The 15,628-nt window shown below is 42.7% G+C and carries 11 protein-coding genes and 4 tRNA genes; 6 read left to right on the top strand and 9 right to left on the bottom strand.

Going from position 1 to position 15,628, the window contains the following annotated elements; translation table 11 throughout:
* Positions 1-471: 471 nt before the first annotated feature.
* The 8 genes from PG901_RS09995 to PG901_RS09960 form a co-directional block, all read right to left on the bottom strand.
* Positions 472-546, bottom strand: a tRNA-Thr gene (locus PG901_RS09995).
* A 114-nt stretch (positions 547-660) separates the two neighbouring features.
* Positions 661-734 (bottom strand) — tRNA-Gly (locus tag PG901_RS09990).
* 85 nt (positions 735-819) lie between these two features.
* A tRNA-Tyr gene (locus PG901_RS09985) sits at positions 820-903 on the bottom strand.
* 65 nt (positions 904-968) lie between these two features.
* Positions 969-1,044 (bottom strand) — tRNA-Thr (locus PG901_RS09980).
* Between the two features lie 440 nt (positions 1,045-1,484).
* The gene (locus PG901_RS09975; protein ID WP_271134330.1) at positions 1,485-2,633 is read right to left on the bottom strand and encodes an FHA domain-containing protein; all 1,149 of its coding nucleotides are present in this window, start codon (positions 2,631-2,633) and stop codon (positions 1,485-1,487) included.
* Positions 2,634-2,766: 133 nt separating this feature from the next.
* Positions 2,767-3,621, bottom strand: a complete 855-nt coding sequence (locus PG901_RS09970) for an RsiV family protein (RefSeq protein WP_271134329.1) — start codon at positions 3,619-3,621, stop codon at positions 2,767-2,769.
* A gap of 239 nt (positions 3,622-3,860) precedes the next feature.
* The gene (locus tag PG901_RS09965; RefSeq protein WP_183620030.1) at positions 3,861-5,456 is read right to left on the bottom strand and encodes a peptide chain release factor 3; all 1,596 of its coding nucleotides are present in this window, start codon (positions 5,454-5,456) and stop codon (positions 3,861-3,863) included.
* 157 nt (positions 5,457-5,613) lie between these two features.
* Positions 5,614-6,531 (bottom strand): hypothetical protein, encoded by a 918-nt coding sequence (locus tag PG901_RS09960; RefSeq protein ID WP_271134328.1) that lies wholly within the window; start codon positions 6,529-6,531, stop codon positions 5,614-5,616.
* A gap of 313 nt (positions 6,532-6,844) precedes the next feature.
* Between PG901_RS09960 and PG901_RS09955 the strand changes: the two genes are divergently transcribed.
* The 4 genes from PG901_RS09955 (at position 6,845) to PG901_RS09940 (ending at position 11,865) form a co-directional block, all read left to right on the top strand.
* Positions 6,845-7,258, top strand: a complete 414-nt coding sequence (locus PG901_RS09955; protein WP_201629616.1) for an Ohr family peroxiredoxin — start codon at positions 6,845-6,847, stop codon at positions 7,256-7,258.
* Between the two features lie 288 nt (positions 7,259-7,546).
* On the top strand, positions 7,547-10,501 hold the full coding sequence (polA, locus tag PG901_RS09950) for a DNA polymerase I (RefSeq protein WP_271134327.1): 2,955 nt from the start codon (positions 7,547-7,549) through the stop codon (positions 10,499-10,501).
* Between the two features lie 239 nt (positions 10,502-10,740).
* Positions 10,741-11,277: a hypothetical protein gene (locus tag PG901_RS09945; protein WP_201625047.1), complete on the top strand. Its 537-nt coding sequence runs from the start codon at positions 10,741-10,743 to the stop codon at positions 11,275-11,277.
* A gap of 246 nt (positions 11,278-11,523) precedes the next feature.
* Positions 11,524-11,865, top strand: coding sequence for a hypothetical protein (locus PG901_RS09940; RefSeq protein ID WP_201625048.1), 342 nt, complete (start codon positions 11,524-11,526; stop codon positions 11,863-11,865).
* An 85-nt stretch (positions 11,866-11,950) separates the two neighbouring features.
* Here PG901_RS09940 and hemH read toward each other — a convergent pair whose 3' ends face one another.
* Positions 11,951-12,970, bottom strand: coding sequence for a ferrochelatase (gene hemH, locus PG901_RS09935; RefSeq protein WP_201625049.1), 1,020 nt, complete (start codon positions 12,968-12,970; stop codon positions 11,951-11,953).
* A 506-nt stretch (positions 12,971-13,476) separates the two neighbouring features.
* Here hemH and metX point away from each other — a divergent pair.
* Both metX and metW read left to right on the top strand, forming a co-directional pair.
* Positions 13,477-14,841 (top strand): homoserine O-acetyltransferase MetX, encoded by a 1,365-nt coding sequence (gene metX, locus PG901_RS09930; protein ID WP_227692311.1) that lies wholly within the window; start codon positions 13,477-13,479, stop codon positions 14,839-14,841.
* Positions 14,838-15,455 (top strand): methionine biosynthesis protein MetW, encoded by a 618-nt coding sequence (gene metW / locus PG901_RS09925; RefSeq protein WP_201625051.1) that lies wholly within the window; start codon positions 14,838-14,840, stop codon positions 15,453-15,455. The genes metX and metW overlap by 4 nt, the downstream gene beginning before the upstream one ends.
* Positions 15,456-15,628: the final 173 nt, after the last annotated feature.

The following is a 15,628-nucleotide window of genomic DNA, read 5'->3' as shown; positions in this document are numbered from 1 at the left end:
GATGAATCTTTAACAATCAAAGATCGGTAAATAGCTGTTTGACGGCTCATGATGCATAAAAACCATCAAACCGTTGACGCTATGGTTTTACTACTAAAGCTTATTTATTAACAAGGATTGATAGCGCTACAGCTGTCTATATCTTTATATAGAGACATTATACGTGCTTTTCAATCTCTTGCACATTGCCGCGTATTATAACCCACATTGGCAATGCTACAATGCGACATTGTCTTCCTGTGTTTTTTAATAAACAGACTTATTAATAAACGGGTTTATTAATAAACTGACAGCACTAAAAGGCAACACCTCAGTGTCACCCTTAAATCATTATCTGCCACACTCTGTTTATAATTTTCAATATTCTATAATTTCGATATCGATATGTATATTTTGTAAAATACAATACTTTATTAAAGTGCCCCGCTTTGTCAAAAGAGCAAAGCCAATATAAAACACTTGAATAATAAATGGAGCTCATATTGAGAATTGAACTCAAGACCTCTCCCTTACCAAGGGAGTGCTCTACCGCTGAGCTATATGAGCGTGCTTTTAAAAACTACAGTAGCCAACCACTGGGTTGCACTAAAAAAAATATCACGATACAGCAATAATAACTGACTGTCGTGATGATTGATAGTTGCTGCGATGGTGCATATATGGAGCGGGTGGCGGGAATCGAACCCGCGTCATTAGCTTGGAAGGCTAAGGTGTTACCATTATACCACACCCGCATTTACTCTTATGCTGTTTGACTCTGATAGCGAGTCGTTCAGGATATAGAGTATGCTTGGCGCTAGGACAAACTTTGAAAAAATATGGTGGTGGGAGAAGGATTCGAACCTTCGAAGCTTTCGCGACAGATTTACAGTCTGTTGGGTTTGACCGCTCCCCAATCCCACCTAGATTGCTTGATATAAAATCACTTTAATGTAAAGCAAATTCATAAAAAGCGACTTTGAAAGAGATGGTGCCGACTGCCGGGATCGAACTGGCGACCTACTGATTACAAGTCAGTTGCTCTACCAACTGAGCTAAGTCGGCTTGTTCTCTCAAAGTGGTGGCTATTCTATCAAATATTTTGATAGACGCAAGCTCTTTTTTGGTTTTTTTAGCATTATTTTCGTAAAAACCGTCAAACACTTGATTACGTTACTGTTTTTTCTAGCATTAAATCGTGCTTTTTATCGCAATTAATATAATCAGCCAAGCAGCAAGCTAAATAGCTTGCTACTACCTTTTCTATCACTGATTATTTTTACCACCTAAATCAATAATAAAACCTTTTAATTAACTTTATATTTTATGACTTTTAACAAATGATTCATAAAGTTAATCTATAAACGGACAATTTATGCAGTAAGTCGGCAAACTGCCAGTGATTATTAGATAACCTTTACAATTTTGCAGGTTAAATAAATGATATCAGCTGGCAGATGCCTTTTTTAGGGAATGTTATAAGCGATTTTTAAGGATAAATCGCCTTATACGATGCCCATATTAAACAACCATAATGCTAAGCCAATAATTAAAACTGCCACAAAGACCCATATAAACCAACCGCCGCTGGGCTTTTTCTCAACCTGTGCCGCATTAGCAGGGTTATTGATGGCTTGATCCATGGCATTATTACCAGCTGTACCAAGGTCGCGAGGTTGACCCAAGTTGGCAGTGCCTGAGAACTGCGAAGTAGCAGCTTGCTTGGCGCGTAATACGTCAGGATCTGCTTCTTCTTGCAGAGCAGTTTTGGTGGTTTTGTCATGCTTTGCAGCGTCTGCTTCTTCTGGTGCTTGACGAGCGGCCGTCTGTATTGGTTCTTCTACAACAGGCGCGCTCGTTACTGCCTCTTTTGCTACCTCTATAGTCTCTGTAGGCTTGGTTTCCGCCTGTTTAGTAGGCTCAGTGGCCACTGCTGCTGTTTCAATCGGTGCGGCTTCGACTGGTATTGCTTCACTACTATTATCTGTCGCTGACAAGACTTCATCAATTCCTGTTTCTTTCACTACTGGCTCTTTAACCACTGCTTGTTCAATAGTTGCTTCTTCAACAACAGATTCTTCAATCACTGGTTCAGCCTCTACAATTTCAACAGGTTCGGCTGGAGTGTCTGCAACAGGTAAGAACTCTTCAATTTTCGTTTCTTTGACCACAGGTTCTTCAATAACAGCCTCTTTAACCACAGGTATAGCGGTGGCAGGTGCTAATTCGCCAACCATATCAGCGCTAGCGCTTAGTGCTGGCTCATCTGTCACCAGTGGAGCGGCTTGCTTATTAGCCAACGGCGCAGCAACTGGCGCGCTTACCTGAAAGCTAAAGCTTGCAAAACCTAGCGTATCATTGGCAGCAAGGTTTGTAGATTTATTGGCCTCAATGCGCTGCTCATTGATAAAAGTACCGTTTGACGATTCTAAATCTTTAACGTACAACTCACCGTTTAATACGCTCAGCACCGCATGATTGCGTGACACTTGCTTGCTGCCGAGCACCACATCATTGTCGCTACCGCGTCCCACAGACAGGCTGTCACTGACTGTCAACGTCAGATCACCCAAGGCTTCGGTTAGGGCGTTAAGCTGCCATGTTGCGCCATCTGTGGCGACTGGTGTATTGGCATTTTCTATATGGTTCGTCATGCTATCACTCCTTATTTTTATTAAATGTTCAATGGCTATCTTTCTAAATAATTCTCTTTATTAAATAGCGTTCCTTATTCAATAACTGTCTTCAAATGATGAGCTTAATATCCGCTGATATTTATCGTCTGCATTATTTAGGAATAAAGCGGGGTTTTATAATACCGCCAAGTTTCTCGTAGGGGATACTAAGCACGGGCATACCATAAGCATAGGGGCTAATAGAGTAATGCTGATAACGAATATCGACCCCTTTATCGGTCAATGTTACGTTATCACTTAAGGTAAACGGCCAGCCTTTCTCATAGCTTGCAACTTCTTCATCGACCGTTTTGACCCAGTTTTTATAGGCATCATAAGCTAACGCTTTAAAGCGAGGTTTCTTATTAGGCTGGAGCATATCTGCTAATTGGATTTGTTTTTTGCTCTGTTGGTCAAATACCAGATATTCGCTATATGGCATACCATGAGCGCCGCCCGTATAAACGTACGAGCTAATCTCGAACAGCTCGAAATCGTTTACATGACCCAAGTATTCGGGCGTGACCATTAAGTTATAGACGAAAACGCTATCTTCGGGCAAATCAGCAAACTGTGAGTTAACAAACCCATCGATAGCAGCTTTGACATTTGCTGGGCTACTTTTTTTAGTAATGGGCGCAGATTCAGTCGGTTTACTATTAACGACCAAATGATTGATACGCTCATTGGTCAGCTTATTTATCCAAGGATGATTGGTCTTGAGATATTTAACCTCAATCTCTGGGCAGTTATCACGCGCCGCGCATTTTTCTTCTATTTTTTGGGGTAGCTCATACTCTAAATATTCAGTGTGGCTAATCAGGCTCCCAGCATGCGCTGATAAGCTTAATGCGCCAAGCAGCAGCCCACCACTTAACGAGGTTATTAGTCGCAGCCAAGCCGTCTGTGAGGCAGAGTTTTGAGACAATTTTGACTTATTAGTATGTGGTTGGAGTGCCGCTTTCATATAGCCTCTTTAATATGCAGATAAGGTGTCTTGATATTCTACCGTAACCATTCTGTAGTATTGTAGGTACACTGTTTGTGTTTTTGGATACTTAGTATTTTTGATAATTGGTGTTTTTGATGATCAGTGCTTTTGGCAAACCAGCCTTTATCCGTTTATTCGTTGTAAAAATTATCCGTAATAAAAAAGACACGATATCGTGTCTTTTAAAAGTAAGCAGGAAGATGGATAAGCTGATTTTAATGCTCACGTGTATTGCTAAACGTCACTTCTGGATAGCGGTCTTGCATCAGCTGTAAGTTCACGCGTGATGGGGCTAAATAGGTCAAATAGCCGCCGCCATCTATCGATAACTGGTCATGCGCTTTGCGTTTAAATTTCGCTAACGCTACTTCGTCATCGCAATGAATCCAGCGTACGGTTGCAATAGATACTGGCTCAAAAATACATTGTACCTTGTACTCTTCTTTTAGACGATGCGCGACCACTTCAAACTGTAGGACACCGACCGCGCCCAAGATTAAATCGTTATTAATCTGCGGCATAAAGACCTGCGTTGCGCCCTCTTCACTTAACTGCTGCAGACCTTTTTGTAAGGCTTTTGATTTAAGCGGGTCTTTGAGCACCACACGGCGGAACAATTCAGGAGCAAAATGTGGAATACCGGTAAAGTTTAGCTCTTCGCCTTCGGTAAAGCTGTCACCGATAGAAATTGTCCCGTGGTTATGTAAACCGATGATATCACCCGGATAAGCTTCTTCTAACGCTTCACGGTCGCCAGCAAGGAAAGTCAAAGCATCAGCAATACGCACGTCTTTACCCAAGCGCACATGCTTCATCTTCATGCCTTTTTCGTACTTGCCTGAGCAGACCCGTAAGAACGCAATGCGGTCACGGTGACGCGGATCCATATTGGCCTGAATCTTAAACACAAAGCCGCTAAATTCGGTTTCGGTCGCTGCCACTTCGCGCTCATTGGTCGGGTGCGATTTTGGTGGTGGCGCATATTTGATTAAAGTATCCAGCACCATATTGACGCCAAAGTTACCCAGCGCCGTACCGAACAATACCGGTGTCATCTCGCCCGCCAAGAACGCCTCAACACTAAACTCTTCTAGCGCCATTTGTACCAGCTCAAGTGACTCTTCAAAAGCGTCAAACATCAGCTTACCCAAACGCTCACGGATATCAGGATAATCATAGCCTTCGCGAGTTTCAGCGACCGTCATATCACCGCCGTGGCCTTTTTCATATAGATAAGTTTTGTTTTCGGTTAAATGATAGACACCAACAAAATCTTGCCCCATACCGATAGGCCAAGTAACCGGAATACATTTAATCTTTAATACCGCTTCGATTTCACTCAATAGCTCAAGTGGCTCACGAATCTGGCGGTCAAGTTTATTGACAAATGAGATGATAGGCGTATCACGCATCCGGCAAACTTCCATCAATTTGATGGTACGCTCTTCGACCCCTTTTGCGCCATCGACCATCATCAGCGCACTGTCTACAGCGGTCAGAGTACGATAAGTATCTTCACTAAAGTCGGCGTGACCCGGTGTATCTAGCAGATTGACCATATGGTCTTTATAAGGGAACTGCATGACCGAGGTGGTGATAGAGATACCGCGCTCTTGCTCCATGCTCATCCAATCAGATGTCGCATGGCGGTCGGTTTTGCGGCCTTTAACCTCACCAACCACCTGAATGGCTTGACCCCAAAGCAATAGCTTTTCTGTCATGGTGGTCTTACCCGCATCGGGATGCGAGATAATGGCAAAGGTGCGGCGTTTGGCAACTTCTTTGCTTAATTTTTTTGGATCTACGCTCATAATTTTTGGCTTCAACGTTGGCTAATTTAGAAATCAATCTAAATAAATAGTGTCAATAATGGGCATATTGTAACGGATTTAGCGTCTGGGTGCAGAATTAGCGCATAAAAAAACACTCCCTGAGAATTAAACAGGGAGTGTTTACATGGTTTTATATTTAATAATAGCGCTTGATTTCTCTTTCTAAAAAGTCGGCGGCGACCTCATTGACGATGGTGCAATCAACCACACTACGAAAGCTATTGGTGTTCGGATTGCTACTGCCTTTGGCAACATAATCGGCTTCGTAGATGCCCGTATCATATTCAACGCCGTTGTACTGGTAAGCAGGTTGGTTTTTATAGGCAAAAAACGTCACCTGTGCCGTGTGTTGTTTATTGTCCGCTCCAACCCCAAACTTAGAAGTGCTATAGCCTCTGTTATCATCAAATCTTGCTTCAGCGGCGTTAATCCACTTATCCAATGCTGAATAACCGGTTTTGTCTTTTTCATTAAATGCTAAAAACGCGCGCTCGCTTGTAACGACTGGAATATAACAAACGGAGCCGGCTGGAAATGCCAATGTCGCTGGAATCTTAGGATAATGGTTTAAGCTCGTAATGATGCCGCGACTGTCGCTTACCGTATTCCCTGCAAGATAACTGTCCGCTTTTACACCTGATAAATCCAAGGTTTTATAAGTGACTTCATAGCTAGACTTGTTGTTGGTGTTTTTCTCATAAATAGGACGTTTGACCGTGCGACCATTCACCTCAATATTTTTATTTTCCAGTCGCCCTTCAAAGTTATTTGCCAATATCGTTTTATCTAAGGTGTTTAGACTCTGATTACTATAATTATTGACAAGATTTTTTATTTTAATCTCGCGCGTGCCTGTGCGGTAGCTCTCATCAATACGTGCAATCGCCGTAGCGTTTACTTGGCTGTCATAGCTATTAGCAAAGCTGGTCAATGTAATGTTATTACTGCCACCCGAGCCATAAATACCGTTATCTTCTTCGCAACCGACAAGAGCAATCATCATTAAAGATAAAATACTTGGTATTACAATTAGTTTCTTCATTGACCCGTTCATCAAATAACGTCCTTATAGCTCTGTTTTTTGCCATCTATGCTGATGTGTTTACTATGACCATTTATATGGTGAGTTTACATTAACACATTCATGATTTATATATCAAAATGCTTCGATTATCGTTGACCTGACAGACATGATGCATTTACCCACTTACAAACTTGTAGCATATGTTTACTACTGTCCCATTGTGCTAATCGAGCAGCTTGCTATGCTATAAGTCCTATTAAGAAAAGGCTTATCGAGAAAGTCTTATCGAGATTGATAGCCAAAGTTTACTTCAATTATAAAAACTGACAACAAAGGATGTGTTATGAAAACTCTATATTCTACTAAAGGCACGGTTACTGGCGGTCGTACAGGTAGTGCCAGCCTTCAAGACAGCGACTTGACGATTAATATGGTTGCACCGGGTTCTGGTAAAGAAGGCAACAATCCAGAGCAACTATTCGCCATGGGCTATGCTGCTTGCTTTGATGGTGCACTTGCGGCAGTTAAAGGCGAAGAAAAAGCAAAGTTTGATTCTACTACTGAAGTATCGGTAGATTTGATGAAAGGTGAAGGCCTAGATTTTCAATTGGCCGTTAAAATCCATGTGATTGGTGAAAATACAGAGCTGTCAGCGGATGAATTCCAACAGTTGGTTGAGAAAGCCAATAAAGTCTGCCCGTATTCTAAAGCTACCCATGGTAATGTCGATAGCGAAGTGACTTCAGAAGTAAAATAAGCGCTTAATAATGACAATGTCATGAAATATAAAAAGCCATTAAATATATACAGCTATTAAATATATAAGAAGAACTCAGCTGGTCTGGGTTCTTTTTTTTATTGGCTAGCGTTTGGTTTGTACACAAAGTTTGGCTCGTCAACATCGTAACTGTTTATTATTTCCACCATCCATTGATTAGTTTGCCATCAATTCGGCAAGAAGGTTTTTTATCGTTATAATGAAGGTATCTTTTTATCCAATTTTTTACTCAATACTTGCTGCCCCATATTTGATAAGTGACTTTTTATGACTGCCAACGACCACAACTCGCACTCGCCCATTAATCCCAATACGCTACCAAACTTTGCCTCCATGCCAAATGTGGCGACGATGGATACCAGTCATGTGGACAAAAACCAGCCGCCCTTTATTTTGGTCGATGGCTCTTACTATCTGTTTCGCACTTATCATGCCTTACCAAAAACTATGCAAAACTCTCAAGGTCTGATAACCAATGCCATACGTGGGACGTTGAATGCGCTATTGAAATTAATGCGCCGCTATCACCCAACCCATATGGCGGTCTGCTTTGATACCAAATCACCGACTTTTCGCCATGCGATGTCAGAGGAATATAAAGCCAATCGTCCAAAAATGGATGTGGAATTGGCTGAGCAAATTCCGTATATCCATAGCTTAGTTGCCGCCCTAGGGATTCCCTTACTCCGTATCGAAGGTGCAGAAGCCGATGATATCATTGGTACCCTCGCTTATCGTGCCGTCGCTGAAGGCCATCATGTAGTCATCTCGACTGGTGATAAAGACATGATGCAGCTGATTAATGACTGCGTGATATTAGAAGACAGCTTTACCGGTAAAATTACCGATAGCACAGGCGTGGTCGAAAAATTCGGTATCAATCCTGAGCAGATGATTGATTTTCTGACCCTGATGGGTGATTCCTCTGACGGCATCAAAGGCGTGCCCGGTATCGGTAAAAAGACGGCCAAAGATTTGCTCAATGAGTATGGCTCTATCGACAATATGCTCAAAAACGTCGCCGATATCAAAGGGCGTGCGGGCAAAAATCTGGTCGAATATGCCGATGATATTCCGATGAATGCGCAGCTGGCGACCATCGTTACTGATTTAGAAATTGGCCAAGACTGGCAAGATTTAAAAATCAATACCGACCCTTGCGCGCATATCGATGAGCTACGCGCGCTATATACTGAGCTTGAATTTAGAAATGAGTTGGCCTCACTTGATCACCCCAATCATCCAGCCAATGGTTCACAAAGTGTCGCCAATAGTCAGGCGGATGCGGAATCACAAGCACAAATCGCTAAATCCTTACAATCAAGCACTATTGATAATATCACCGACAGTAAAAGTCATGATAGAGCATGGCATACGATTTTAGATGAGCCCGCTTTTGATAGCTTGGTTAAGCTATTAGCAGACGCACCGCACTTCGTTATCGATACCGAAACCACCAGCGTTTATTGGCGTCAGGCTGAATTGGTTGGTTTATCTTTTGCGGTAAAAGCGCACGAAGCCTATTATGTACCGCTCACGCATAATCTAGAAGGCGATGAGCTAACCGCAAAGCAACTTGATCGCGATACGGTATTAGCAAAACTTAAACCTATCTTAGAAAATCCAAACATCGGTAAAATCGGTCAGCATCTCAAATATGATGCCCATATTCTCAGTCATTATGATATCGACTTAGTAGGCAGCATTCATGCCAGCCCTAATAACTGGGCGATGGATACTATGCTTGCCAGCTACGTCATCAATGCCGCCATCACTCGTCATGGTATGGATGACTTGGCGCGCCATTATCTACAAACACAGACTATCAGCTTCGAGGATGTCGCTGGTAAAGGCGCTAAGCAAGTTAGCTTTGATAAGGTCGCTATTGATATTGCCAGTGACTACGCTTGCGAAGATGCCGATATTACTTATCAGCTGTTTGATGTCTTTAATAAGAAACTGTCTGATGACGAAAATAACGCCAAATTACTGCACGAGCTAGAGATTCCAACGGCAGAGATACTCTGCCAAATGGAAGCCCACGGTATCTTAATTAAGCGCCCATTTTTAAATGAGCTATCAAAACGTTTTGATGAAGAAATCATTGCGCTTGAAAAACGTGCTTATGAAGTGGCTGGAGAAGAATTTAATCTCGGCTCGCCAAAGCAGCTTGGTGAGATGCTGTTTGATAAGCTTGGCGTGCCTGGTGGTAAAAAAACTAAGTCAGGGCAATACTCTACTGGCGAAGCCGTATTATCAAAAATTGATCACCCATTGGTCGATATCACCCTTGAATATCGCGGTCTGTCTAAGCTCAAAAGCACCTATACCGATGCGCTTGATAATGTTGCAGATGCGCAGACTGACCGCGTGCATACCAGCTATCACCAAGCACTGACCAGTACCGGTCGTCTGTCATCAACTGATCCTAACTTACAGAATATTCCGATTCGTACTGCTACCGGACGCTTGATTCGTCAAGCCTTTATCGCGCCAGAAGGTCGCGTTATTTTGGCTGCGGATTATTCACAAATTGAACTGCGTCTCATGGCGCATTTCTCAGGTGATAAAAACCTAACTCATGCCTTTAACGAAGGATTAGATATTCACGTGGCCACCGCAGCTGAAGTGCTAGGCAAAGAGGTTACTGATGTCACCCCGACCGAGCGCCGTAATGCCAAAGCCATTAACTTTGGTCTACTCTATGGCATGAGCGCTTTTGGTCTTGCCAAGCAACTACAGATGAGCCGCAGTGAGGCACAAGATTATATAGATATGTACTTTAAGCGCTATCCGGGTGTTAAAGACTATATGATTAATACTCGTGCCAGCGCCCATGATAAAGGCTATGTCGAGACGATATTGGGCCGTAAGCTTTATACACCTGATATCAGCCATAGCAATCGCATGGTCAAACAAGGCGCTGAACGTGCGGCGATTAACGCGCCATTACAAGGTTCGGCAGCTGACCTCATCAAACTTGCCATGATTGCCGTTGATAAAGTGTTGCCAAAAGAGCAAGCCAAAATGCTGCTACAGGTCCATGATGAGCTGGTGTTTGAAGTCGATAGCGACAAGGTCGATGAAATCAGCAAGCTTATTACTGATGCCATGCAAGACGTCTTAACTAACACTGCTGTTGAAAAAGGTTGGCAGGTAGATTTTGCTGTACCGTTATTGGTTGAAACAGATAGTGGTCAGAACTGGGATGAAGCGCATTAATTGTGCAAACAAAGGCAGTTATAATGGCCTTTAATACTGCTATTAATGCTGCTATTAATACGGCTAAACACGATAATTGAACACTGGCGTTTATACTCTGCCATAGCTGTGCAATGACTCTTAGCAGTATAATAAGCACACGTTACTTTTATATATATTAATTTTTAACATATTAATAACGGTTTAAAGTGAGCCTGTGCGCTCACTTTTTTCATTTTTGAAAACTAGGAAGCTTTATTTTGATTGCAGATGGCATCATCGAATTACCGGGTATTATCATATTAATCGCGTGCATATTACGCTGCGTTCAGTATGTGATACAGAGTGAGCTGAAACTGGGGCACTATTTTTGGTTGGCATCCGTATTGACGTTTTTTGCTGTGATTCGTCGTGAGTTGAACTATGTGCCCGAGCTCTTGATTCCTAGTGGTTTTAAATTTATGAATCACTCGTACGATTGGTGGGAAGATGCTGTGCTGTTAACGGTGTATCTGCTGATTGTGGGCTTATTAGCTTATAGTTGGCGTTATCTGTGGACGGTATTAAAAAAGGTTCCTGTGTCGCTATATATCACTGTGGTTGCCTTAGCACTGTTAGAATATATGGGTGAAAATGCTATTTTTATACCAGAAAGTATCGGCGAGATAGTAGAAGAAATCGCAGAAACCGGCGTTTATATAATTGCCTTGATTTATTTATGGACATTTAAACTTGATAAGTTTGAGAGACATTTTTTACCTCAAAAAAATTATCATGCACCGTGTGAAGCCAACTAACAGAGATTTTCAGCTAACAAAGCTCATCGGCTAGCAACACCATTCACGATAACAACTGAATAACGGCTACTCAATATGGGCAGCCGTTTTTTTGCCTTTATAAACTTGCCTTCTTACATTTTTTGAACATCCTGTGACACCTTACTACTATCAGTTACCATCATAACGCGGCACACTGATAAGCAGATCTTGCCAATGACCAATAATAACGTGAATGGCATTTATAATTATAATGAGGACATATCCATGGACAATACAAAAACCCCACTACCAGAAGAGATGGATCATATTGAAGGTGACGACAATATGAATGACAACGAAGTCGGTAGCCAAGAGATTGATTTAAACAATCCTATGCTGCACACCTTTGATAATGACGATATGATTGATAATAGCGCAGGATTTAATAACTCAGAAGTTGGAACAGATGCAACCCAAGGACTGACGCCGATGCATCGGCAAAATATTGATGAAGCTCGGATTGATGAAGTCTTGGTCGAAGACAATTTAGACGATAAAGACTATCCTAATATCGTTGATATTGCAGACAGAGATGCGGCAAAGATTTCTAATGATGACAATTTTTAGAAATCACCTATTCGTAAAATAGAAAATAATTCAGAAAAAAATACCGAACATTATGTCCGGTATTTTTTATGACTTAAGAAAACAATTAAGCCCAGCCATCCAGGGTTCCTGCCCAGCCTTTGACCAAAGGCAAGCTTAATGCTTCTAACAAATCAATATGCGCTTCATCAAGATTCAACGCTGGAATATAATGATATTCTTGCCCGCCCGCGTTAAGAAAATTATCACGATTCTCAATCGCCAATTCTTCCAGTGTTTCTAAGCAATCAGCGGAGAACGCCGGACTAATCACCTGTACTGAACGCACCCCAGATTTACCCCAATCTTCTAGCACCACATCGGTATAAGGCTTGACCCATTCTTGCTTACCAAAGCGCGACTGGAAACTGATAATCCATTCATCATCTTGCAGACCAAGTTCATGCGCGACTTGTGCGGCGGTACATTTACAACGTTTCGGATACGGATCACCTTTATCGGCATAAGGCTGCGGAATACCGTGGAAACTAAACATCAGCTTTTCAGGCTTGCCATGTTCCGCTTGAAAGCGGCGAATCGAATCAGCTAGGGCTTTGATATAAAGCGGATGGGCAAAGTAATCTTTGACAATGCTATAGTTTGGCAAGTTACGTTGCTTGAGCGTCCATTTGGTTAACGCATCATATACCGCACCGCCAGATGATGCCGAATACTGCGGAAATAATGGCAAGATAACAAAATGATCAACGCCTTCGCTACGCAAGGTATCCATCACATCAGGCAGGCCAGGATTGCCATAGCTCATCGCCGGATGCACAGACACCCGAAATGGCGCAACACTATCAGCCAAGCGCGGCTCGAGCAGCTCAACTTGGCTTTTTAGTATTTTACGAATCGGCGAGTCGCCTTCCCAAATACTGGCATAGGCTTTTGCCACCCGTTTTGGTCGGCTTGGCAACACAAACAGGTTTAGAATAATTGCCCATAAGAATTTAGGGATTTCAATCACGCGCGGGTCAGATAAAAACTGTTTGAGATAGTGGCGTACGGCTGGTGCCGTCGGCTCATCAGGCGTACCTAGGTTGACTAACAAGACGGCAATACGTGGCGGCAATTTAGGTTTCATAGAGTATTATTTATTCACTTATTAAATCATCAGGAAATATATTAGATAGAGACATAACGAGCAAGCAGAGAAGCTTATAAACGAGATATTATAAGGTTTAAAATAGCTGCTATTGTTCGCCTTTAGTGTAGCATTTTATAAGAGCAGAACGCATGGTAAAGGCAACCGTTATACACTTTAATATGTACTTTGATACCTGCCTTGATACTTGTCTTGATACTGCCCTTAATCGACGCTTAAAATAAAGACTTGGCGCGAAGGTTGTACTCCTAAGCGCATCGCCATACAATAGACAAGCTTATAACAATAAACTAGTTAGACTAATTACTGTCGCCATCCTAGGTTTGTTTTATTTATAACCGTTTTTTTATCCATGACTATTGTTTTATCCATAACTGTTGTTTTGTGAGGTAGCTTTGAGCGCACGTTCTGATAGTACCAGTGAGCATTCCACCAATCATGCCGCTAATGCAACCGATGCCGTCGATTCGGTAGGTTCAGTTGGCATCGTCACGCCGCAGACTTTTCATTTCGCTGAGCCGTTGACCTTGGAGTGCAATCGCACCCTGCCCTCATTCGATCTAATCTTTGAAACTTATGGCACGCTCAATAGCGACAAATCAAACGCCATCCTTATCTGTCACGCCTTATCAGGTAGCCATCATGCGGCAGGCTTTCATAGTGACGACGATAAAAAAGCGGGTTGGTGGGACAATATGATTGGCCCTAATAAAGCCATTGATACCAATCAATTTTTTGTCGTGTGCGTCAATAATATCGGCAGCTGCTTTGGCTCTACCGGTCCAACGACCATCAATCCTGACACCGTCAATTCAAGTCAAAAAAGCACAAACAAGAATAATGAGAACAGTGAGCCACAAGTTTATGGCCCTGACTTTCCCCTCGTCACCATTAAAGACTGGGTAAAAACCCAAGCCATGCTCTCAGACCGTTTGGGCATTGAGGTTTGGCACGCCATCGTCGGCGGCTCAATGGGCGGTATGCAAGCCCTGCAATGGTCGGTCGATTATCCAGAGCGGTTAAAACGCTGCGTGGTTATTGCCAGTACACCAAAGCTTTCTGCGCAAAACATCGCCTTTAATGAAGTCGCGCGTCAGTCTATTTTATCCGACCCTGATTTTAAAGACGGACGCTATTTACAAGCAGGCACGTACCCTCGTCGCGGGCTTATCCTTGCGCGTATGGTTGGTCATATCACCTACTTGACTGATGACGCGATGAAGGCAAAGTTTGGTCGTGATTTAAAATCTGGTAAGTTTATGTATGGCTATGATGTTGAGTTTCAAGTTGAGAGCTATTTACGCTATCAAGGCGAACGCTTTAGTGAAAACTTCGATGCCAATACCTATCTGCTGATGACCAAAGCCTTAGATTATTTTGACCCGACGCGTGACTATCCATCAGCGGCAACATTAGAATCCGCAGCAGAATTATCGACCGAATCAGCACAATCGTTAAAATCATCACTCGCAGCATCAGTAAAAGCTGAATCTACCGAGAACCAAACTGAGAAAACGTTAGAAAATAGCGCGCATATTGATAATGCTGATAACGTTAATGTCGCCAATGAAAAAGAGCTAAGCGCGCTTAAAGCCGCCTTCGCTCATACGCAGTGTCAGTATTTAGTGGTGTCATTTACCACCGATTGGCGTTTTGCGCCCGAGCGCTCGCAAGAGATTGTCGATGCATTAATGGCGACTGGTAAGCCGGTCAGCTATATCAATGTCGATGCACCGCACGGTCATGATTCGTTTTTATTTGATATTCCGCGTTATATGGGTGCCGTTAAAGGCTTTTTGACCGCGCCATTTATTGCTAATAGCATGATAGCCAAAGGAGCACGCTCATGAGAATGGATCATCAATTGGCTGAGCGTTGGATCGCACCGCACTCGCATGTGCTTGATTTAGGCTGCGGTAATGGTGAGCTACTCGCCCATTTACAGCAAAATCTAGGCGTGACCGGTTATGGACTTGAGATTGACGAAGACAAAATCAATGAAGCCATTACTAAAGGTTTATCTATCGTCGAGCAAGACCTCAATGATGGCTTAAGCCGTTTTGCAGATAATAGCTTTGATACCGTCGTTATGGCGCGCGCACTGCAAGCGGTAAAAGCGCCTGATGTGCTCCTGCTCGATATGCTACGCGTCGCTCGCGAAGCTGTCATCACCTTCCCTAACTTTGCCCATTGGCAAAACCGCCTGCATTTGGGCTTAAAAGGTCTGATGCCAGTTTCAGAAGCGTTGCCTTATGAGTGGTATAACACCCCAAATATTCATCTATGTACCTTTAAGGACTTTGAGCAACTGTGCGCGCAGCATGATATTCATATCATCAACCGCTTTGCTGTCAGTGACTCGGAAAAAGGTCATAACCCGCTGATGACTGCATTAATACGTCAAGCTCCTAACCTTTTAGCAGACGTCGCTATCTATCGCGTCAGCAAGCAAAAACGGGATTAATAATCGTATTTTTTGTCGTTTATTAAAGCGAATTTAACGCCATTGCTATTCATTTTAATCTTAAGCGATTGTTAACTCCTCCTTACCCTTCAGTAACTCTATGATTTTATTGAGGACAATGAGGTACAGTTAGGAATTAAATCCTGTAATTAGTATTTGAGTTTCGTAAGTTT

The sequence above is a fragment of the Psychrobacter sp. ANT_H3 genome (genome assembly GCF_027919975.1).
Classification (GTDB): domain Bacteria; phylum Pseudomonadota; class Gammaproteobacteria; order Pseudomonadales; family Moraxellaceae; genus Psychrobacter; species Psychrobacter maritimus.
The sequence above is the reverse complement of the archived record's forward strand: the minus strand, read 5'-3'. Positions and strand labels throughout refer to the sequence as shown.

Bases quoted from the DNA above. Each gene is read 5' to 3' on its own strand.
- PG901_RS09975 (WP_271134330.1), bottom strand. From the start codon at position 2,633: ATGACGAACCATATAGAAAATGCCAATACACCAGTCGCCACAGATGGC.
- PG901_RS09970 (WP_271134329.1), bottom strand. From the start codon at position 3,621: ATGAAAGCGGCACTCCAACCACATACTAATAAGTCAAAATTGTCTCAA.
- PG901_RS09965 (WP_183620030.1), bottom strand. From the start codon at position 5,456: ATGAGCGTAGATCCAAAAAAATTAAGCAAAGAAGTTGCCAAACGCCGC.
- PG901_RS09960 (WP_271134328.1), bottom strand. From the start codon at position 6,531: ATGAACGGGTCAATGAAGAAACTAATTGTAATACCAAGTATTTTATCT.
- PG901_RS09955 (WP_201629616.1), top strand. From the start codon at position 6,845: ATGAAAACTCTATATTCTACTAAAGGCACGGTTACTGGCGGTCGTACA.
- polA (WP_271134327.1), top strand. From the start codon at position 7,547: ATGACTGCCAACGACCACAACTCGCACTCGCCCATTAATCCCAATACG.
- PG901_RS09940 (WP_201625048.1), top strand. From the start codon at position 11,524: ATGGACAATACAAAAACCCCACTACCAGAAGAGATGGATCATATTGAA.
- hemH (WP_201625049.1), bottom strand. From the start codon at position 12,970: ATGAAACCTAAATTGCCGCCACGTATTGCCGTCTTGTTAGTCAACCTA.
- metW (WP_201625051.1), top strand. From the start codon at position 14,838: ATGAGAATGGATCATCAATTGGCTGAGCGTTGGATCGCACCGCACTCG.